Raw genomic sequence first — 21,094 nt, forward strand, 5'->3', positions numbered from 1 at the left:
TATTGCCCTATAAATCTATACTTTCCCCTGTAATGAGAGAGAAGAATTGGTAGTGGTTTAAATGAACCGAGTCCGATGTATTGATCTGAAGTTTAGCTTTTAATTGCTTAGCCAAATTGATCATTTCATTGTCATCGTTTTCTTGTTTCATATAGCTTGCAATTTCTGGATGCACAACAAGACAAAGATGAGAGTGTTCTTTGTGATTAATAACCTTTTTCAAATCCCTCTCAATCTCGATGACCACACTTTCAGGTGTTTTAATAATGGCGTTGCCGCTGCAGTAGGGACATAGAGTGAATAATGTCTGCATTAGAGATTCCCGATTTCTCTGTCTGGTCATCTCAACAAGACCAAATTCACTCATGCTTAAAATAGTACAGCGAGCAGCATCGTATTTCATATGTTCTTTCAATCGTTCCAAAACACGTCGCTGGTTCTTACGAGATTTCATATCGATAAAGTCAATAATCACTAATCCGCCTACATTACGTAAACGCAACTGTCTGGCAATTTCTTCAGCTGCTTCTAAGTTGATTTGGACCAGAGTTTCTTCAACTCCACTTTCTAACTGTGTGCTTCTTCCCGAATTTACGTCGATAGTGTGCATGGCTTCTGTTTTGTCAAAAAACAAATAACCACCGCTGGACAGCCAAATTTTTCTTCTTGTCGCCTTATCAATTTCTTTCTCTATATTGAAACGCTCAAACATCGGAATAGAATCCCGATAATACTCTATCTTGATGGAAGCATCCGGAGAGTATTTTTTTAACATATGTTTGCACTTTTGATACGTAGCATAATCATCAATAAGGAGTCGCTTGTAGTTCTTATCGATACAAGTAATCACAGCTTTTTTTAGTATGTCCGTCTCAGAATAAAGCAAGCAGGGTTGCTCTGTGGAATAGAATTTTTCTAAAATTGTTTTCCAAGTGAGTAACAAGTCGTGGGCCTCATTAATGAGAGCTTCAGTAGAGGCTGTAGTGCTCGCTGTACGGCAAATCAAACCCATGTCTTGAGGCATTTCAAAAGAACGAATGAGCTGTTTTAACTGCTCTCTCATATGGGGATCTTCAATTTTTCGAGAAACACCTCGGTGAGGTGAGTTTGGTAAAAGTACCAAATAACGTCCCGGAATGGAGATGTTAGAAGTTAAGCGAGCTCCCTTACTTCCAATAGGCTCTTTGACTACCTGAACGAGAACGGGGCTGTCTAATTTGAGAAATTCTTCAATGGGAGCTTCCTCAGAAGAAAGAAGAGGAGCTTCAGAAGCTTCTTCGGGAAGAGCATCTACATCCATATCGAACATCTGTTCAAACTTCTTCGAATTCTCTAAAATATCAGAGATATGAATGAAACCATTCTCTCTCTCATCAATATTAATAAACGCAGATTGGATATTTCTCAGAATGTTGGTAACACGACCTCGATAAATATTGCCTTTGAGCTGACGAACTTTCTTTCTCTCTATAGTTAGATCAAAAAGTTGACCATTTTTCAGATGGGCATAGCGAATTTCTTTCGATTCTATGTTGAGTAAAATTTCATTTTCCATGACTTTCCTTGTGCCTATACCATATCCTTGAGCTTACTTATTCTGTTTGGGAAAAGAGTGGTTTCTAGACGTCGAAACTTAAATTTCTAACTGCTCGTGAGATAAGTTACGTTGGTGATTATAAAGAAAATAGGTAAAAAATTCTACAGAAATGGCTTTTTGATTCTTTTTAAAAATAATTAGGTTATTTTAATTTAATTCTTTTCAACTGTAGGTCTTTGTTTTCTATAATCATTGTCTTTGGTAAGCTATCTTTCTAATCCTCAAAAAGCCTTGGTTCTAGGTAGTAAAGGTTTTAGTATGGACTGTGTCGATAATTTAAAATTATATATTTTTCGTTTGAAACTACCTGGAGATACGGAACGCATCAGCTATTCTATTAGCCCTGAATACATTCGTGAGAAGGGGGAAGAAGAGCTTTTGAATTCTCCCATCGAGGTGGAAGGGTCTCTGGGACGCATAGATAGTGACCAATGGATTCTCTCGCTAAGCCTAAAGACTCAGCTAGGTTTATGTTGCCCAGTGTGTAACAATTTTTTTTCACACTCCGTCTGCTTGCCAGATCTTCAACGTGTGATATCTCATGATGAGGTAGGTTCGGGAGTCTTTGATTGTAGACCTTTGATTCGTCAGGAGCTCCTTTTAGAAAGCGATTGTTTCGAAGAGTGTAGTGGGCAGGGCTGCCCCGAAAGGAAAAATATCTTAAAATTTTTGGAAGACAGAAAAAAACATGAGGGGAATAATCCCTTTGAGTATTTATAAAAGGTAAGGAACATGGCGGTACCACGCAATCGACATAGTAATGCAAGAAAGAATATTCGAAGAAGTCACGATGCTAAGAAGGCTTGTCACGCAGCAAAGTGCAGCAATTGTAAGCATGCCCTTCTTCCTCATACTATATGCCCTTCTTGTGGATTTTATAACGGTAAAGCCGTTATGACTGTAGAAAAGAAATAAATCTTATCTGATTTTATGGAAGTGCAAATTGGCATAGATTTAATGGGAGGGGACCATTCTCCTCTTGTTGTTTGGCAAGTGCTGGTTGATGTACTTAAATCTCAAAGTTCTACTATTCCCTTTGCATTTACTCTTTTTGCTTCCGAGGAGATTCGGAAGCAAATTCAAGAAGAATTTATATCAGATCTGCCTCAAGAGAAGTTTCCTAAGATCATTTCTGCGGAAAATTTTGTGGCTATGGAGGACTCTCCTCTAGCAGCTATCCGCAAAAAATCCTCATCCATGGCTTTAGGATTGGATTATCTTCAGGAAGATAAACTCGACGCTTTTATATCCACAGGGAATACAGGGGCCTTAGTTACATTAGCACGTGCTAAGATTCCTCTATTTCCTGCCGTATCTCGTCCCGCATTACTTGTTTGTGTTCCTACAATGCGAGGTCATGCAGTCATTCTAGATGTTGGTGCCAATATTTCTGTAAAGCCTGAAGAAATGGTAGGTTTCGCTCGTATGGGACTTGCCTATCGTCAGTGTCTTGGCGATTCTAAGATTCCTACGATCGGATTGCTTAATATTGGTTCAGAAGAACGTAAAGGTACGGAAGCCCATCGCCAGACATTCCGTATGCTGCGAGAGACATTTGGCGAAGCTTTCTTAGGCAATATAGAAAGCGGTGCTGTCTTTGACGGTGCTGCAGATATAGTTGTCACCGATGGGTTTACAGGAAACATCTTCCTTAAGACTGCTGAGGGTGTATTTGAGTTCTTGCAGCGTATTCTAGGGGATAAACTTGAAGCAGACATTCAACGTCGGTTGGATTACACATTTTATCCCGGCTCTGTAGTCTGTGGTCTTTCTAAACTTGTGATCAAATGTCATGGTAAGGCGTGCGGTTCTTCTTTGTTCCATGGCATTTTGGGCTCTATAAATCTGGCTCAAGCACGCCTATGCAAACGCATTTTGTCTAATTTGATTTAGTTAACTACATTCAATTTTTTGCTTCTCTGTATAGCTTTTTCTTTATTGACGGGATCTTGTTGATAGTGCTACATATTTTGCAAAATACTTTATAAACACCTCTCAGGTTTAAGGTTGCAATGGTAGCGAAAAAAACAGTACGATCTTATAGGTCTTCATTTTCTCATTCCGTAATAGTAGCAATATTGTCAGCAGGCATTGCTTTTGAAGCACATTCCTTACACAGCTCAGAACTAGATTTAGGTGTATTCAATAAACAGTTTGAGGAACATTCTGCTCATGTTGAAGAGGCTCAAACATCTGTTTTAAAGGGATCAGATCCTGTAAATCCCTCTCAGAAAGAATCCGAGAAGGTTTTGTACACTCAAGTGCCTCTTACCCAAGGAAGCTCTGGAGAGAGTTTGGATCTCGCCGATGCTAATTTCTTAGAGCATTTTCAGCATCTTTTTGAAGAGACTACAGTATTTGGTATCGATCAAAAGCTGGTTTGGTCAGATTTAGATACTAGGAATTTTTCCCAACCCACTCAAGAACCTGATACAAGTAATGCTGTAAGTGAGAAAATCTCCTCAGATACCAAAGAGAATAGAAAAGACCTAGAGACTGAAGATCCTTCAAAAAAAAGTGGCCTTAAAGAAGTTTCATCAGATCTCCCTAAAAGTCCTGAAACTGCAGTAGCAGCTATTTCTGAAGATCTTGAAATCTCAGAAAACATTTCAGCAAGAGATCCTCTTCAGGGTTTAGCATTTTTTTATAAAAATACATCTTCTCAGTCTATCTCTGAAAAGGATTCTTCATTTCAAGGAATTATCTTTTCTGGTTCAGGAGCTAATTCAGGGCTAGGTTTTGAAAATCTTAAGGCGCCGAAATCTGGGGCTGCAGTTTATTCTGATCGAGATATTGTTTTTGAAAATCTTGTTAAAGGATTGAGTTTTATATCTTGTGAATCTTTAGAAGATGGCTCTGCCGCAGGTGTAAACATTGTTGTGACCCATTGTGGTGATGTAACTCTCACTGATTGTGCCACTGGTTTAGACCTTGAAGCTTTACGTCTGGTTAAAGATTTTTCTCGTGGAGGAGCTGTTTTCACTGCTCGCAACCATGAAGTGCAAAATAACCTTGCAGGTGGAATTCTATCCGTTGTAGGCAATAAAGGAGCTATTGTTGTAGAGAAAAATAGTGCTGAGAAGTCCAATGGAGGAGCTTTTGCTTGCGGAAGTTTTGTTTACAGTAACAACGAAAACACCGCCTTGTGGAAAGAAAATCAAGCATTATCAGGAGGAGCCATATCCTCAGCAAGTGATATTGATATTCAAGGGAACTGTAGCGCTATTGAATTTTCAGGAAACCAGTCTCTAATTGCTCTTGGAGAGCATATAGGGCTTACAGATTTTGTAGGTGGAGGAGCTTTAGCTGCTCAAGGGACGCTTACCTTAAGAAATAATGCAGTAGTGCAATGTGTTAAAAACACTTCTAAAACACATGGTGGAGCTATTTTAGCAGGTACTGTTGATCTCAACGAAACAATTAGCGAAGTTGCCTTTAAGCAGAATACAGCAGCTCTAACTGGAGGTGCTTTAAGTGCAAATGATAAGGTTATAATTGCAAATAACTTTGGAGAAATTCTTTTTGAGCAAAACGAAGTGAGGAATCACGGAGGAGCCATTTATTGTGGATGTCGATCTAATCCTAAGTTAGAACAAAAGGATTCTGGAGAGAACATCAATATTATTGGAAACTCCGGAGCTATCACTTTTTTAAAAAATAAGGCTTCTGTTTTAGAAGTGATGACACAAGCTGAGGATTATGCTGGTGGAGGCGCTTTATGGGGGCATAATGTTCTTCTAGATTCCAATAGTGGGAATATTCAATTTATAGGAAATATAGGTGGAAGTACCTTCTGGATAGGAGAATATGTCGGTGGTGGTGCGATTCTCTCTACTGATAGAGTGACAATTTCTAATAACTCTGGAGATGTTGTTTTTAAAGGAAACAAAGGCCAATGTCTTGCTCAAAAATATGTAGCTCCTCAAGAAACAGCTCCCGTGGAATCAGATGCTTCATCTACAAATAAAGACGAGAAGAGCCTTAATGCTTGTAGTCATGGAGATCATTATCCTCCTAAAACTGTAGAAGAGGAAGTGCCACCTTCATTGTTAGAAGAACATCCTGTTGTTTCTTCGACAGATATTCGTGGTGGTGGGGCCATTCTAGCTCAACATATCTTTATTACAGATAATACAGGAAATCTGAGATTCTCTGGGAACCTTGGTGGTGGTGAAGAGTCTTCTACTGTCGGTGATTTAGCTATCGTAGGAGGAGGTGCTTTGCTTTCTACTAATGAAGTTAATGTTTGCAGTAACCAAAATGTTGTTTTTTCTGATAACGTGACTTCAAATGGTTGTGATTCAGGGGGAGCTATTTTAGCTAAAAAAGTAGATATCTCCGCGAACCACTCGGTTGAATTTGTCTCTAATGGTTCAGGGAAATTCGGTGGTGCCGTTTGCGCTTTAAACGAATCAGTAAACATTACGGACAATGGCTCGGCAGTATCATTCTCTAAAAATAGAACACGTCTTGGCGGTGCTGGAGTTGCAGCTCCTCAAGGCTCTGTAACGATTTGTGGAAATCAGGGAAACATAGCATTTAAAGAGAACTTTGTTTTTGGCTCTGAAAATCAAAGATCAGGTGGAGGAGCTATCATTGCTAACTCTTCTGTAAATATTCAGGATAACGCAGGAGATATCCTATTTGTAAGTAACTCTACGGGATCTTATGGAGGTGCTATTTTTGTAGGATCTTTGGTTGCTTCTGAAGGCAGCAACCCACGAACGCTTACAATTACAGGCAACAGTGGGGATATCCTATTTGCTAAAAATAGCACGCAAACAGCCGCTTCTTTATCAGAAAAAGATTCCTTTGGTGGAGGGGCCATCTATACACAAAACCTCAAAATTGTAAAGAATGCAGGGAACGTTTCTTTCTATGGCAACAGAGCTCCTAGTGGTGCTGGTGTCCAAATTGCAGACGGAGGAACTGTTTGTTTAGAGGCTTTTGGAGGAGATATCTTATTTGAAGGGAATATCAATTTTGATGGGAGTTTCAATGCGATTCACTTATGCGGGAATGACTCAAAAATCGTAGAGCTTTCTGCTGTTCAAGATAAAAATATTATTTTCCAAGATGCAATTACTTATGAAGAGAACACAATTCGTGGCTTGCCAGATAAAGATGTCAGTCCTTTAAGTGCCCCTTCATTAATTTTTAACTCCAAGCCACAAGATGACAGCGCTCAACATCATGAAGGGACGATACGGTTTTCTCGAGGGGTATCTAAAATTCCTCAGATTGCTGCTATACAAGAGGGAACCTTAGCTTTATCACAAAACGCAGAGCTTTGGTTGGCAGGACTTAAACAGGAAACAGGAAGTTCTATCGTATTGTCTGCGGGATCTATTCTCCGTATTTTTGATTCCCAGGTTGATAGCAGTGCGCCTCTTCCTACAGAAAATAAAGAGGAGACTCTTGTTTCTGCCGGAGTTCAAATTAACATGAGCTCTCCTACACCCAATAAAGATAAAGCTGTAGATACTCCAGTACTTGCAGATATCATAAGTATTACTGTAGATTTGTCTTCATTTGTTCCTGAGCAAGACGGAACTCTTCCTCTTCCTCCTGAAATTATCATTCCTAAGGGAACAAAATTACATTCTAATGCCATAGATCTTAAGATTATAGATCCTACCAATGTGGGATATGAAAATCATGCTCTTCTAAGTTCTCATAAAGATATTCCATTAATTTCTCTTAAGACAGCGGAAGGAATGACAGGGACGCCTACAGCAGATGCTTCTCTATCTAATATAAAAATAGATGTATCTTTACCTTCGATCACACCAGCAACGTATGGTCACACAGGAGTTTGGTCTGAAAGTAAAATGGAAGATGGAAGACTTGTAGTCGGTTGGCAACCTACGGGATATAAGTTAAATCCTGAGAAGCAAGGGGCTCTAGTTTTGAATAATCTCTGGAGTCATTATACAGATCTTAGAGCTCTTAAGCAGGAGATCTTTGCTCATCATACGATAGCTCAAAGAATGGAGTTAGATTTCTCGACAAATGTCTGGGGATCAGGATTAGGTGTTGTTGAAGATTGTCAGAACATCGGAGAGTTTGATGGGTTCAAACATCATCTCACAGGGTATGCCCTAGGCTTGGATACACAACTAGTTGAAGACTTCTTAATTGGAGGATGTTTCTCACAGTTCTTTGGTAAAACTGAAAGCCAATCCTACAAAGCTAAGAACGATGTGAAGAGTTATATGGGAGCTGCTTATGCGGGGATTTTAGCAGGTCCTTGGTTAATAAAAGGAGCTTTTGTTTACGGTAATATAAACAACGATTTGACTACAGATTACGGTACTTTAGGTATTTCAACAGGTTCATGGATAGGAAAAGGGTTTATCGCAGGCACAAGCATTGATTACCGCTATATTGTAAATCCTCGACGGTTTATATCGGCAATCGTATCCACAGTGGTTCCTTTTGTAGAAGCCGAGTATGTCCGTATAGATCTTCCAGAAATTAGCGAACAGGGTAAAGAGGTTAGAACGTTCCAAAAAACTCGTTTTGAGAATGTCGCCATTCCTTTTGGATTTGCTTTAGAACATGCTTATTCGCGTGGCTCACGTGCTGAAGTGAACAGTGTACAGCTTGCTTACGTCTTTGATGTATATCGTAAGGGACCTGTCTCTTTGATTACACTCAAGGATGCTGCTTATTCTTGGAAGAGTTATGGGGTAGATATTCCTTGTAAAGCTTGGAAGGCTCGCTTGAGCAATAATACGGAATGGAATTCATATTTAAGTACGTATTTAGCGTTTAATTATGAATGGAGAGAAGATCTGATAGCTTATGACTTCAATGGTGGTATCCGTATTATTTTCTAGTTCGATGTGACAGGGCTTCAATCAAAAAAAAGGGTTACTTTTAGTAACCCTTTTTTATTTCTCTTAATGCTTATAGTTCGATGATCTTTAATACATAGAGCAAGTAGGCGATACAAGCTTTATTAGGTTCATAGGTCTCTGGGTCCATTAAGAGTGTAGAAAAGACCTCGGTATGAGCGGAAGTTTGAGGAAGCCGTAAGGATGCATATAATATATCTAGAGCAAACTCACGGATTAAAGCTTTGGTTTCTGGATCTGCTTTTTGCATGGATTTAAAGACGCTATTAACAAGTTGATTTCCAGAATTTAAATACTTATTTAGGAAAAGAGCAGCTGACAAATCAGCGTCTTCTCTGCCTTGATGTGTGTCCACTGTAGTTTGACGTAAAGTTAGGGCGCCGAGAGTATCTTGTAGGTGTTCTGTAACTAGACCGAGATTTTTCCCATGGAAGAATTTCATAGTGTTGATCACATGCCATTGTAGTTTGGCTGCTGACTCGTTTCGTAGAACTTGTTCTATTGCCTCTGTGTAACGCTCACCGTGTTGCTGAGCCGCAAACCGATACTCTTCAGCATCATCACCATCTTGGATGGACATCAGCTCTCGTTCTTTAAACTCTTGAACCCAAATCAGAAGCTGATTGTCTCCTTCATTAGCTATACTATAGAGTCTGTTAAGAGATCTGGTTATGACTTCTCCCCAAGTCGGCTTACAAGTCTTGCAAGAACTTGCAATAAATAAGGCCGCTTGCATTTTTTCCTTTGTACTAGGAGTTTTGGGTAAAGAGGACTTTCCAGTAAGAGCTTCTATGAGGAGCTTGATCAATATTGGGAACGTCTTTTTATCAGGATTACTATCATGTTCGTTTTTCAGTCCCTCAAAGTACTTCAGCATGTGCTTCCATTCTGGAGTTAGCACGCCTAGAGACTTTAATACTTTTTTCAGTTGTGAGCATAGATCCGGAATCTTCCGCATGGCTTCTTGGCTTTCTTGCGGCGAAATTGCTACTAGTCTATTTAAAAAGGGATTAGGTAAGGGTGCTTTGCCTACACTTTGTTCAACAATTTTAAAAGAGCGAAGTTTGTTATCCTCAAAAAGCAACGCTTGCAAAGCGAAAATGAAGGGTTGAATGACCTCATTCGTTTCTTCAGTAGTAGGTTCACTTAAATCCTCTACGATTTTTTTAGGGGGAAGAGGCATGAAGAGACGAAGACCTGCTACGATGAGATTCACCGGTAAAAGAATGATAAACAGTACTGAAGTAATAATAAATGCTAGGATGTTGAGAATCACCCAACATAAGGGACCACCAGAGCACCCGCAGGGATTCAGTATTTTTTTTGACATACTGAATAGGCTAGAAGGATGTAGGACCTGAGCCACGTTGGTTAGGCGTGTTTGACACGCATTTTCTTCCAAGATAATAAGTTCCGTCCTCCGAGGATAAATCGGCGAAGTTTTTGGAATTAAATTGTACTTTGCTATTAACTCTGCAGGGGAAAACAAAGAGATGGGGTTAGACATATGCATCTTGGAGTTATGGATTAAGTAGAAATATTTTATTATACTTTCTAAGATTGATTGTTATTCAATTAATTTTTATTTAGAAATACTATAAAAAAGTAGCTCAAAACGAATTGTTTTATACTTATTTATGAGTTCTTAAAGAACTTGTTTTAAGAAACCTAAATATTCATACAGCGGGAAGTGTGTCAAAAATTCTTTTTAAAAACTCTTCAGAAGCTATTTGCCCTGTCGTCATCACTTTACATAATTTGCGGCAGTCCTCCTTTTGTTTTTCTTTAGAGCCATGTTGATTTAGCAAATCTAAAGCGGTAGCGATTTCTTCTGGATGAAAATCTTTTTTCCCTCCAATGAACTCTGGAAAAATCACGGAGTTCATAATGATATTTGGTAAGGAATACGCGGGCAAAAGAATTTTAAAAATATATTTTGCTAAGAATGTGTCAAAAGGTCGAAGTCGACACATGACTATTGTGGGTGTTTGATTTAAGGCAGTTTCTAAGACTATAGTGCCACATTTTGCTAGTGCACAATCACAGCTTCTCATGAGCTCATAGCGGAAATTCATGGGGATGATTTGACTATGCTGACATCCTTCTGCTTTTAGAGTATCTTCAATGATTTCGTCGTACTTAGCGCTTGATGAGGAAACCACAAATTGATGTGTTTGAGATAGCGATGAATTTAGAAAAGCTTGTACCTGGATCCGTAAATTTCGGCTGATGTCACCACGACGACTTCCAGGAAACGCAGCAACAATAGGACGGTCAGAATTAAGGAATTTCTCTTTCCAAGAGGCCTGTTCTTTGTAGTCAGAGATCTCCTCAACTAGGGGGTGTCCTAAATACACAGTCTCAAGAGATGTGTTTTTGAAAAGGCCTTCTTCAAAAGGAAGGATCAGTAGGAGCATATCAAGATGTTGCTCTAGTATGCGTTTTCTTTTGGGGCGCCATGCCCAAATACTCGGGCAAACGTAATGGATGATTTTTCCTCGATACCCATGTTTTCTCAGCTTTTTAATTAAGAGAAGGTGAAAATCGGGGAAATCAATGAAGATAAGAGTCGCTGGCTTGTGTTTGAGTATCGTTTTTAGGATTTTGCGGTAATTTCGATATAATCTAAATAATGACCCCAGAACTTCAGCAAATCCTGAAACTTGAAACTCCTCCATGTTTAGAATGGGCTGGAGACCTTCTTGTCGCATTGCAGGACCTCCAACACCCCAGAACCGTATGTTTGGATAGAGAGACTTTATGGATTGGATTAACTTACCCCCCAAAATGTCACCGCTAGCTTCTCCAGCAGAGAGAAAGCAGTGTGTATCCAAATAAGGAGTCGAACGTTGTTCTTTATAAAAGAGACGTAAATTTGCGATGGACGGGAATAATCCACAGCCATAGCACAGGATGTTTATAGGATCTCCGATGCGAATGAAGTACACCAGCGCCAGCAATCCCCCAAGAAGTCCAATTTTCCAAAATAGTAAGGGGAAATCTTTAGTATTATTCGATTCTATGTAGAACCATTGGATTAAAAAACGACCCGAAAAAATAGCAAGCCCTAAACAGCCTATAAGATGCCAAGAAAGTTGTGCAGGAGGAAGAGGAAGATGGAAGATATTAGGAGAGGCCATCCATTCCATGTTCACATAGAGGAAAGGCAGAGTCACGAACACCACGCTCAGAGCCATCAGAACTAAGGTCGCTCGAAAGGAAATCGGTCGAGAGGAAGTAATATTTAGGTTTCTGAGGTAGATAATTAAGTTAATGACATGAAGTACAGTCACAGGAAATTGGCTTTGAATTGTCCCGTGGACAATCATCAAAGTGGCTCCTATTGAAGAGAGAATCCAAAAGCTTCGAGGAGCATAGACCTCTTTGCGCTTTTTACTCAGCCACCACTGTATTGAGAAGGCACTCCCAAAAAAAAGACTAGCAAGAAATCCTAGGGGATAAAGCAGATAAACTAGGCCAGAAGGGATCATGTTTAGACCTACTTTTGAGAATGAGAATCCTTTTTACACTTAAGTGTTTGATGATGACGTATCCAAGCAACATACACTTTATCGAGCTTAGGATACACTATACTACGAATTTCCAATAAAGATAATGCTTCTAAGAACCTTGTGTGATGTAAAAGTTTCTTATTAAAGAAGAGCGCTTTTTTTGTAGGGATCAGGGGAGTGAGTCTGTACTGCATTTGTAAAATTAATGCTGTCAGGATAAAATTCTTTTTTGAGCAACTTGTGAACGAGTCAGCAAAGAATTGTTCTAGGAAATTTTTGATATAATCAAAAACGGATGTCAAAGACAAATACGGGTGCTTCTGATGCTTATAACGGACATTAAAGTTCACTAAAGGAAAAAGGAATATAGCCATCAGCTGATGACGATCATACTCTGCCTCTTTTTTTAGTATTTTGTCATCTAGAGCTTTTAGGTAGGTGGCTGTTTGCTCTTCTAGTGCGCGATTTAAGCGGAATGCCTTATCCATATAGGGAAAAAGGATCTCAAGAAGATGGTTCTCTATTAGCAGTTGGAAAAAGTTCTTTGCGGCTCCGGAATTTAACATTTTGATAAGTTCTTCGAAGACCCGTGCCTGAGAACTTTTAATTAGCTCTTGGCGACAAGCAATTAAAGCTTCTTGAGTTTGCGTTTCTACAGTAAACGGCGACCGTGATAAAATCTTTAACAGTCTCAGCATGCGTACTGGATCTTGCTTGAATCTTGTAAAGGGATCGCCGATAGTGCGCAAATAACGGTTCCTTAAATCATTAACGCCACCAGTATAGTCTATAATCTCTTCATGCTCGGGATCGTAAAACAATCCATTGATTGTAAAATCTCTTCGCAAGACATCTTCTTCAGGAGTCCCCCATAGATTATCTTTAGTAATCAAGACATCTTCATCGGTGCTTCCCGAACGAAATGTTGAAACTTCAATAATCTGCTTAGAGAATCTAATATGGGCAAGACGGAAACGCTTACCGACCAAAATACAATTTTTAAAGATAGCTTTAATTTCTTCAGGTTTCGCTGAAGTGGAGATATCAAAATCCTTCGGCGTGGTATTTAATAACAAATCCCTAATGCAACCCCCAACAATATAAGCGATATACCCTGCTTTACGGAGGGTTTTGATCACTGACAGGGCGTGAGGAGAGAAATCTTTGAGTTTGATGTTATGGTTAGAAACAGAATAGATCGTAGGAGTTAAAGTGATATTAGATTTTTTTTTTAACAATTCTAGGCCTCTACCAGAGAGAATATTGTTTTCGCAGACCATTATTATAGTTATTAAGAGTTAAAAGTCTTGGAAGAAAAAGAGTGTGTAGTTTGCGTCTACTTCCATTTTAAAATCCCAACATAGCAAAACTAGGGAAGTTTTCAAGGATAAAAATGAAAAACAAAAGATGTTTTCTATAGAGATTCCTCTTCAATTTTTAATTATATATGGATCATTCTTAAGACTCTAGCATCCACAGAACCCGGTAGAGAGCTCTTAAATGCCTTGATCCTGGGGAGCAGAAAGGATGTAAAAAGCATGGAATAAAAAATATCTAGTTTCTGACAGAATTCAATTATAGAACTTTACATCCATTGGAGAGTTCTCTATAGAAGATCGAAGTATTCTTCGAGAAGAGTACTACAGTCAGAGGCTACTTTCTTTTACTTATAGTTTACTGCTTATAAATTCGCTTTTATTTGTGCGTGTAGAAGTGAAAAGATACGGAGAATAGGAATAGATTTTAGGAGAAACATGCAACAAAGTGTCAGAAAACTTTTTGGTACAGATGGTGTGCGAGGACGAGCAAATTTTGAACCTATGACAGTGGAAACGACTGTTTTATTAGGGAAAGCTGTAGCTAGAGTACTTCGTGAGGGTAGATCGGGCAAACATCGTGTTGTAGTAGGCAAAGATACTAGGCTATCGGGATATATGTTTGAGAACGCATTGATTGCTGGGCTCAATTCTATGGGGATAGAAACTTTGGTTCTTGGTCCTATCCCTACGCCAGGAGTTGCGTTTATTACACGGGCCTATCGAGCGGACGCAGGGATTATGATTTCTGCTTCACATAATCCTTACAGGGATAATGGAATTAAGATTTTCTCTTTAGAAGGATTTAAAATTTCTGATGTTCTTGAGCAGCGTATTGAAACCATGGTGAGTGAAGCTGACTTTGGTCCATTACCCGAAGATCACGCAGTTGGGAAGAACAAACGTGTGATAGATGCTATGGGACGCTATGTAGAGTTTGTGAAAGCAACATTTCCTAAAGGACGCACTTTAAAGGGGTTAAAGATTGTTCTAGACTGCGCTCACGGAGCTTCTTATAAGGTAGCACCTTCTGTATTTGAAGAGCTGGATGCAGAGGTCATTTGTTATGGTTGCGAACCTACAGGAATCAACATCAATGAACACTGCGGAGCTCTTTTCCCTCAAGTCATTCAAAAAGCTGTAATCGAACATCAAGCACATCTTGGGATTGCGCTAGATGGGGATGGAGATCGGATTATCATGGTGGATGAGAAGGGGCATATTGTCGATGGAGATATGATCCTCAGTATATGTGCTGGTGATCTTAAAAAAAGATCCGCATTACCTCATAACCGTGTTGTTGCCACGATTATGACAAATTTCGGAGTCTTGAAATATTTGGAAGGATTAGGCCTACAGGTATTCACCTCTCCAGTAGGGGACCGTCATGTTTTGCACGCCATGTTAGAACATGAAGTGACCTTGGGAGGTGAACAGAGCGGACATATGATTTTCTTGGACTACAATACCACTGGAGATGGAATTGTCTCAGCGCTACAAGTTTTGCGCATCATGATAGAAAGTGAATCTATGCTCTCAGATTTGACAGCCCCAATTGTAAAAAGTCCCCAAACATTGATCAACGTTGCTGTAAGAGAGAAAATTCCTCTTGAAACCATCCCTTTAATTGAAAGAACCTTGAGAGATGTTCAAGATGCCTTAGGCCCCTCTGGACGCATATTATTAAGATATTCTGGAACCGAAAATATATGCAGAGTTATGGTTGAAGGTCATAAAAAACATCAAGTAGACTGCCTTGCCAAGGCTCTTGCGGATGTTATTGATGCAGAATTAGGTACAGGTAGTAGAGAGTAGGATCGTATGTGCGGGATATTTGGATATTTGGGAAACCAAGATGGTGTGTCTATTGTTCTAGAAGGCTTGGCAAAGTTAGAATATCGTGGTTATGATTCCGCAGGTCTTGCTGCTGTAGTTGAACAAGAGCTTTTTATTAGAAAAACTGTAGGTCGTGTTCAAGAGCTTTCAAACTTGTTTCAAGAAAGAGAAATCCCTACGGCATCAGTTATTGGCCATACCCGTTGGGCAACTCATGGAGTGCCTACCGAGATTAATGCTCATCCACATGTGGATGAGGGAAGGTCGTGTGCTGTAGTCCATAATGGAATTATAGAAAATTTCAAAGAGTTGCGACGCGAGCTGACTGCGCAAGGCATTTCATTTGCTTCAGATACCGATTCAGAAATTATTGTTCAGCTGTTTTCTCTATATTATCAAGAGTCCCAAGATCTTGTGTTCAGCTTTTGTCAGACTCTAGCTCAACTCCGAGGTAGCGTAGCCTGCGCTTTGATTCATAAAGATCATCCTCATACGATTCTTTGCGCTTCTCAAGAGAGCCCTTTAATTCTTGGTTTAGGGAAAGAAGAGACGTTTATTGCTTCAGATTCGCGAGCTTTCTTCAAATATACTCGACATTCTCAAGCCTTGGCCTCCGGAGAATTTGCTATAGTTTCTCAAGGGAAAGAACCTGAGGTTTATAATTTGGAGCTTAAGAAAATCCATAAGGATGTACGACAAATCACCTGTAGTGAAGATGCTTCGGATAAAAGTGGCTACGGCTATTATATGCTGAAGGAAATCTATGATCAGCCAGAAGTTTTAGAAGGTCTGATTCAAAAACATATGGATGAAGAAGGACATATTTTATCTGAATTTTTATCAGATGTTCCTATCAAGAGTTTTAAAGAAATCACGATTGTTGCTTGCGGGTCTTCCTATCATGCTGGTTATCTCGCTAAATATATTATAGAGTCCTTAGTTTCAATTCCTGTACATATTGAAGTGGCTTCCGAATTTCGCTATCGACGTCCCTACATAGGTAAAGATACTTTGGGGATTTTGATCAGTCAATCAGGAGAAACAGCTGATACCCTAGCTGCTTTGAAGGAATTACGTCGCAGAAACATTGCTTATCTCCTAGGCATTTGCAATGTCCCGGAATCAGCAATTGCTCTTGGTGTGGATCACTGTCTGTTTTTAGAAGCGGGGGTGGAAATCGGTGTAGCTACGACAAAGGCTTTTACCTCGCAACTCTTGTTGCTTGTGTTTTTGGGTTTGAAATTAGCAAATGTACATGGTGCCTTGACTCACGCAGAACAATGTTCCTTTGGCCAGGGATTACAAAGCTTACCAGATCTCTGTCAAAAACTTCTTGCCAACGAGTCTCTCCATTCTTGGGCGCAGCCTTACTCCTATGAAGATAAGTTTCTTTTTCTAGGCCGTAGGTTGATGTATCCGGTGGTTATGGAGGCTGCCCTCAAACTCAAAGAAATTGCTTATATTGAAGCGAATGCGTATCCTGGTGGAGAAATGAAACATGGGCCCATAGCTTTAATTAGCAAAGGTACCCCTGTTATTGCATTTTGCGGTGATGATATTGTCTATGAAAAGATGATAGGCAACATGATGGAGGTTAAAGCTCGTCATGCTCATGTGATTGCTATTGCTCCTGAATCTCGTGAAGATATCGCTGCAGTTTCTGATCAACAGATCTTTGTCCCAGATTGTCATTTTCTCGCTGCTCCTGTGTTATATACTATAGTTGGTCAAGTGATGGCATATGCTATGGCGTTAGCAAAAGGAATGGAGATTGACTGTCCCAGAAATCTTGCCAAGTCTGTTACTGTAGAGTAAGTACTTCACAGTAGTAGACCTCGCAATCCTATGATGAAACTCTTTAGAACTTGTCTTAAGAGTGCATATGAAATTTAGGTATACGTTATGTCAAATAAAGTTCTAGGTGGGTCCTTGCTTATTGCAGGTTCTGCCATCGGTGCTGGTGTTTTAGCAGTTCCTGTATTGACCGCAAAAGGCGGTTTTTTCCCTGCAACTTTTCTCTATATTGTCTCCTGGCTTTTTTCTATGGCCTCAGGCCTTTGCCTTCTTGAAGTCATGACTTGGATGAAAGAATCAAAGAACCCAGTGAACATGCTTTCTATGGCGGAATCTATTTTAGGTCATGTAGGCAAGATTTCTATATGCCTTGTCTACTTGTTTCTCTTTTACTCCCTACTGATTGCCTATTTCTGCGAAGGGGGAAACATCTTATGCCGCGTGTTTAATTGTCAAAATTTAGGAATCTCATGGATTCGTCACCTTGGCCCTCTAGGTTTTGCTATATTGATGGGGCCTATCATTATGGCGGGAACAAAAGTGATTGATTACTGTAATCGTTTCTTTATGTTCGGCTTAACTGTAGCTTTTGGAATTTTCTGTGCCCTTGGATTTTTAAAAATCCAACCTAGCTTTCTGGTGCGTTCCTCATGGTTAACTACAATAAACGCATTTCCTGTGTTTTTCCTTGCTTTTGGATTCCAAAGTATCATTCCTACGTTGTACTACTACATGGACAAAAAAGTTGGAGATGTTAAAAAGGCAATTCTCATAGGAACGTTGATTCCTCTTGTTCTCTATGTCTTATGGGAAGTTGTGGTTTTAGGTGCTGTCTCTCTTCCGATTCTTTCCCAGGCTAAGATAGGTGGATATACTGCTGTAGAAGCTCTCAAGCAGGCCCATCGTTCTTGGGCATTTTATATTGCTGGAGAACTTTTTGGCTTCTTTGCTTTAGTCTCCTCTTTTGTAGGAGTTGCTCTCGGTGTTATGGACTTCCTGGCAGACGGTTTAAAATGGAATAAAAAATCACATCCATTTTCAATTTTCTTTTTAACATTTATTATTCCCCTTGCTTGGGCTGTTTGTTATCCTGAAATTGTTTTGACCTGTCTTAAGTATGCTGGGGGATTCGGGGCCGCCGTGATTATCGGGGTATTCCCAACATTGATTGTGTGGAAAGGGCGTTATGGCAAACAACATCACAGAGAGAAACAGTTAGTTCCAGGAGGAAAGTTTGCTTTATTTTTGATGTTCTTGTTGATAGTAATAAATGTAGTTAGCATTTATCATGAGCTTTAAATTTGTTTTGCTCTATTTTTCAATTTCAAGTGAGCAAATAGGAGGGTTCTATGGGACTATATGATCGTGACTATATACAAGATTCTCGAGTGCAGGGAACTTTTGCTTCAAGAGTCTATGGGTGGATGACAGCAGGGCTAATCGTAACTTCATGTGTTGCCCTGGGTCTTTATTTTTCTGGATTATACAGAAGTTTATTTTCTTTTTGGTGGGTGTGGTGTTTCGCTACGCTAGGCGTGTCTTTCTTTATCAACTCTAAAATCCAGACACTATCGGTTTCTGCTGTAGGGGGCCTTTTCCTTCTCTACTCAACATTAGAAGGAATGTTTTTTGGAACCTTACTTCCTGTCTACGCTGCTCAATATGGCGGAGGGGTGATCTGGGCCGCTTTTGGATCAGCAGCCTTGGTATTTGGCTTAGCAGCAGTATACGGAGCGTTTACAAAAAGCGATCTTACTAAAATTAGTAAGATTATGACTTTTGCTTTGATAGGACTTCTGCTAGTGACTCTAGTCTTTGCTGTGGTTTCGATGTTTGTATCTATGCCTTTAATCTACTTATTGATTTGCTATCTAGGGCTCGTCATCTTTGTTGGATTGACAGCTGCTGATGCGCAAGCAATTCGTCGGATTTCTTCTACTATAGGGGATAACAATACCTTGAGTTACAAACTCTCTTTGATGTTTGCTCTTAAGATGTATTGCAATGTCATCATGGTATTTTGGTATCTGCTGCAGATTTTCTCATCTTCAGGAAACCGAGACTAAACAACGACTTAGATCTTTTCTACTTCAGGAAATAATTTGTTTAGAAAAAGATCTAAGTCGAATTCATTAAGATCCTTTAAAGATTCCCCATAACCAATAAACTTTGTGGGGATTTTCAGTCGTTTAGCTATTTGAAATAGGGTGCCACCCTTGGCAGAGCCGTCTACTTTTGTGAAGATAAGACCAGAAAGGGGAACAACATCATGAAATACCCGCACCTGCTCTATAGCATTATTCCCTAAGGTAGAGTCCACAGTCATAAAAATTTCATGAGGAGCTCCCTCTAGAGCTTTGCCGCAAACCGAGACTATTTTGGAAAGCTCTTTCATAAGATTGCCATGTACATGCAGGCGACCTGAGGTATCAATAATGACTCTAGAGTACCCCCGGGCGATTGCAGATTGAATCCCATCAAAGGCAATAGCAGCAGCGTCCCCCCCGGGTTGTCCAGAGACAAAGCCACAGCCAAGTTCGTTGGCCCAGAGTCGTGCCTGGTCCATGCCAGCAGCTCGAAAGGTATCCGTGGCTACAAGCATGACGCTTTCAGATCGCTCTTTGTAGTAATGAGCAAGTTTGGCCGCTGTTGTCGTTTTTCCTGAGCCGTTGGTCCCAAGAAGTAAAGAAACAATCGGTCTGGTCTGGGAACTTTGTGAAGCTTGAGAAGGAAGACCTTCTAGAGACTCGCGAAGTAAAACTGTAATCAGATCTTTGATAGTAGATGCGTCAGCTTTTTTAGTCCAACGTAATCGTGCACACAATTCTTCAGTAAGCTCAGTACCAAAATCTGCTTCATAAAACAAACTTTCAGCATCTTCTATAAGATCTAAAGATATATTTTTTTTAAATAAAGATTGAAGCTTGTTTCTAAAGAATTTGAACATTGCTAATAGCAAAGTTAGTTGAAGTAAAAGAAATGATACAAGATAAGAAGGAAAAAGCAAAGAGTTATTTATGCATCTTCATGAGTACCAAGCTAAAGATCTCTTAGCTTCTTACGATGTGCCTATTCCCCCCTATTGGGTAGTGTCTTCAGAGGAAGAAGGGGAACTTCTTATCACAAAGTCGGGATTAGATTCCGCCGTGGTTAAAGTACAGGTTCATGCTGGAGGTCGAGGGAAACATGGTGGTGTCATTGTTGCAAAATCCTCAGCAGGCATTTTGCAAGCCGTAGCTAAGCTCTTAGGAATGCATTTTACTAGTAATCAAACTGCCGACGGATTTCTCCCCGTAGAGAAAGTCTTGATTTCACCACTTGTTGCTATACAAAGGGAATATTATGTCGCAGTGATTATGGATCGAAAACACCGATGCCCAGTTCTTATGCTTTCAAAAGCAGGAGGTATGGATATCGAAGAGGTCGCACACTCTTCCCCAGAACAGATCCTGACATTACCACTGACCTCTTATGGGCATATCTATAGTTATCAACTTCGTCAAGCCACTAAGTTCATGGAGTGGGAAGGAGAAGTGATGCACCAAGGTGTCCAATTGATCAAAAAGCTTGCGAAGTGCTTTTATGAAAATGATGTCTCTTTATTAGAGATCAATCCTTTGGTGTTGACTTTAGAGGGTGAGCTACTTGTCCTCGATTCTAAGATTACGATCGATGACAATGCCCTATACCGTCATCCCAACTTAGAAGTATTGTATGACCCCTCTCAAGAGAATGTTCGGGATGTCCTAGCAAAGCAAATCGGATTGTCCTACATCGCTCTAAGCGGAAATATCGGTTGCATTGTGAATGGCGCCGGACTTGCCATGAGTACCTTAGATATTTTAAAGCTCCATGGTGGGAATGCTGCGAATTTCTTAGATGTCGGAGGAGGGGCTTCTCAAAAGCAAATCCAAGAAGCTGTATCTTTAGTATTGTCCGATGAGAGCGTGAAAGTGCTTTTTATCAATATCTTCGGGGGGATTATGGACTGTTCTGTAGTTGCCTCCGGGCTCGTTGCAGTTATGGAAACAAGAGATCAAGTGGTTCCTACAGTCATTCGTCTCGAAGGAACAAATGTAGAATTGGGAAAAGAAATTGTTCAGCAATCTGGGATTCCTTGCCAATTTGTCTCTTCTATGGAAGAGGGCGCTAGACGCGCTGTAGAACTGAGTATGTAGA

General features: G+C 40.0%; 14 protein-coding genes. 9 read left to right on the forward strand and 5 right to left on the reverse strand.

The window, feature by feature from the left end:
• Positions 1–7 precede the first annotated feature (7 nt).
• A complete protein-coding gene (locus tag CPB_RS04965) occupies positions 8–1,555 on the reverse strand; it encodes an Rne/Rng family ribonuclease (RefSeq protein ID WP_010883592.1) in 1,548 nt (515 codons plus the stop codon).
• A gap of 300 nt (positions 1,556–1,855) precedes the next feature.
• On the opposite strand from CPB_RS04965, the gene CPB_RS04970 reads away from it, so the two are divergent.
• The 4 genes from CPB_RS04970 to CPB_RS04985 all read left to right on the forward strand — a co-directional run bounded on the left by CPB_RS04970 (position 1,856) and on the right by CPB_RS04985 (position 8,439).
• On the forward strand, positions 1,856–2,317 hold the full coding sequence (locus tag CPB_RS04970; protein ID WP_011126261.1) for a YceD family protein: 462 nt from the start codon (positions 1,856–1,858) through the stop codon (positions 2,315–2,317).
• Positions 2,318–2,329: 12 nt separating this feature from the next.
• Complete coding sequence (gene rpmF, locus CPB_RS04975; protein WP_010883594.1) at positions 2,330–2,512, forward strand: 50S ribosomal protein L32; 183 nt, start codon at positions 2,330–2,332, stop codon at positions 2,510–2,512.
• Positions 2,513–2,527: 15 nt separating this feature from the next.
• Complete coding sequence (plsX, locus tag CPB_RS04980) at positions 2,528–3,490, forward strand: phosphate acyltransferase PlsX (protein WP_010883595.1); 963 nt, start codon at positions 2,528–2,530, stop codon at positions 3,488–3,490.
• A gap of 119 nt (positions 3,491–3,609) precedes the next feature.
• Entirely contained in the window at positions 3,610–8,439 is a 4,830-nt protein-coding gene (locus tag CPB_RS04985; protein WP_010883596.1) for an autotransporter domain-containing protein, read from the forward strand.
• A 70-nt stretch (positions 8,440–8,509) separates the two neighbouring features.
• On the opposite strand, the gene CPB_RS04990 is transcribed toward CPB_RS04985, so the two are convergent.
• The 3 genes from CPB_RS04990 to pcnB all read right to left on the reverse strand — a co-directional run bounded on the left by CPB_RS04990 (position 8,510) and on the right by pcnB (position 13,249).
• On the reverse strand, positions 8,510–9,964 hold the full coding sequence (locus CPB_RS04990; protein WP_011126263.1) for a DUF1539 domain-containing protein: 1,455 nt from the start codon (positions 9,962–9,964) through the stop codon (positions 8,510–8,512).
• Positions 9,965–10,133: 169 nt separating this feature from the next.
• Positions 10,134–11,948 (reverse strand): lipid-A-disaccharide synthase, encoded by a 1,815-nt coding sequence (gene lpxB, locus CPB_RS04995; protein WP_010883598.1) that lies wholly within the window; start codon positions 11,946–11,948, stop codon positions 10,134–10,136.
• Positions 11,949–11,956: 8 nt separating this feature from the next.
• Entirely contained in the window at positions 11,957–13,249 is a 1,293-nt protein-coding gene (pcnB, locus tag CPB_RS05000; RefSeq protein ID WP_010883599.1) for a polynucleotide adenylyltransferase PcnB, read from the reverse strand.
• A gap of 474 nt (positions 13,250–13,723) precedes the next feature.
• Here pcnB and glmM point away from each other — a divergent pair, with 474 nt between their 5' ends.
• The 4 genes from glmM (at position 13,724) to CPB_RS05020 (ending at position 18,981) form a co-directional block, all read left to right on the forward strand.
• Positions 13,724–15,100: a phosphoglucosamine mutase gene (glmM, locus tag CPB_RS05005; protein WP_010883600.1), complete on the forward strand. Its 1,377-nt coding sequence runs from the start codon at positions 13,724–13,726 to the stop codon at positions 15,098–15,100.
• A 6-nt stretch (positions 15,101–15,106) separates the two neighbouring features.
• Entirely contained in the window at positions 15,107–16,936 is a 1,830-nt protein-coding gene (glmS, locus tag CPB_RS05010) for a glutamine--fructose-6-phosphate transaminase (isomerizing) (RefSeq protein ID WP_010892213.1), read from the forward strand.
• A gap of 87 nt (positions 16,937–17,023) precedes the next feature.
• Complete coding sequence (locus CPB_RS05015) at positions 17,024–18,214, forward strand: aromatic amino acid transport family protein (RefSeq protein WP_010883602.1); 1,191 nt, start codon at positions 17,024–17,026, stop codon at positions 18,212–18,214.
• A gap of 50 nt (positions 18,215–18,264) precedes the next feature.
• Positions 18,265–18,981, forward strand: a complete 717-nt coding sequence (locus CPB_RS05020; protein ID WP_010883604.1) for a Bax inhibitor-1/YccA family protein — start codon at positions 18,265–18,267, stop codon at positions 18,979–18,981.
• Positions 18,982–18,989: 8 nt separating this feature from the next.
• On the opposite strand, the gene ftsY is transcribed toward CPB_RS05020, so the two are convergent.
• Positions 18,990–19,862: a signal recognition particle-docking protein FtsY gene (ftsY, locus tag CPB_RS05025; protein WP_041466981.1), complete on the reverse strand. Its 873-nt coding sequence runs from the start codon at positions 19,860–19,862 to the stop codon at positions 18,990–18,992.
• Positions 19,863–19,932: 70 nt separating this feature from the next.
• Between ftsY and sucC the strand changes: the two genes are divergently transcribed.
• Positions 19,933–21,093 carry an ADP-forming succinate--CoA ligase subunit beta gene (sucC, locus tag CPB_RS05030; RefSeq protein ID WP_010883606.1) on the forward strand — a complete coding sequence of 387 codons (1,161 nt, stop codon included), beginning with the start codon at positions 19,933–19,935 and terminating at the stop codon, positions 21,091–21,093.
• The last annotated feature ends 1 nt before the right edge of the window (position 21,094 follow it).

It is taken from the genome of Chlamydia pneumoniae TW-183 (assembly GCF_000007205.1).
Taxonomy (GTDB): domain Bacteria; phylum Chlamydiota; class Chlamydiia; order Chlamydiales; family Chlamydiaceae; genus Chlamydia; species Chlamydia pneumoniae.

Bases quoted from the DNA above. Each gene is read 5' to 3' on its own strand.
- CPB_RS04965 (WP_010883592.1), bottom strand. From the start codon at position 1,555: ATGGAAAATGAAATTTTACTCAACATAGAATCGAAAGAAATTCGCTAT.
- CPB_RS04970 (WP_011126261.1), top strand. From the start codon at position 1,856: ATGGACTGTGTCGATAATTTAAAATTATATATTTTTCGTTTGAAACTA.
- rpmF (WP_010883594.1), top strand. From the start codon at position 2,330: ATGGCGGTACCACGCAATCGACATAGTAATGCAAGAAAGAATATTCGA.
- plsX (WP_010883595.1), top strand. From the start codon at position 2,528: ATGGAAGTGCAAATTGGCATAGATTTAATGGGAGGGGACCATTCTCCT.
- CPB_RS04985 (WP_010883596.1), top strand. From the start codon at position 3,610: ATGGTAGCGAAAAAAACAGTACGATCTTATAGGTCTTCATTTTCTCAT.
- CPB_RS04990 (WP_011126263.1), bottom strand. From the start codon at position 9,964: ATGTCTAACCCCATCTCTTTGTTTTCCCCTGCAGAGTTAATAGCAAAG.
- lpxB (WP_010883598.1), bottom strand. From the start codon at position 11,948: ATGATCCCTTCTGGCCTAGTTTATCTGCTTTATCCCCTAGGATTTCTT.
- pcnB (WP_010883599.1), bottom strand. From the start codon at position 13,249: ATGGTCTGCGAAAACAATATTCTCTCTGGTAGAGGCCTAGAATTGTTA.
- glmM (WP_010883600.1), top strand. From the start codon at position 13,724: ATGCAACAAAGTGTCAGAAAACTTTTTGGTACAGATGGTGTGCGAGGA.
- glmS (WP_010892213.1), top strand. From the start codon at position 15,107: ATGTGCGGGATATTTGGATATTTGGGAAACCAAGATGGTGTGTCTATT.
- CPB_RS05015 (WP_010883602.1), top strand. From the start codon at position 17,024: ATGTCAAATAAAGTTCTAGGTGGGTCCTTGCTTATTGCAGGTTCTGCC.
- CPB_RS05020 (WP_010883604.1), top strand. From the start codon at position 18,265: ATGGGACTATATGATCGTGACTATATACAAGATTCTCGAGTGCAGGGA.
- ftsY (WP_041466981.1), bottom strand. From the start codon at position 19,862: ATGTTCAAATTCTTTAGAAACAAGCTTCAATCTTTATTTAAAAAAAAT.
- sucC (WP_010883606.1), top strand. From the start codon at position 19,933: ATGCATCTTCATGAGTACCAAGCTAAAGATCTCTTAGCTTCTTACGAT.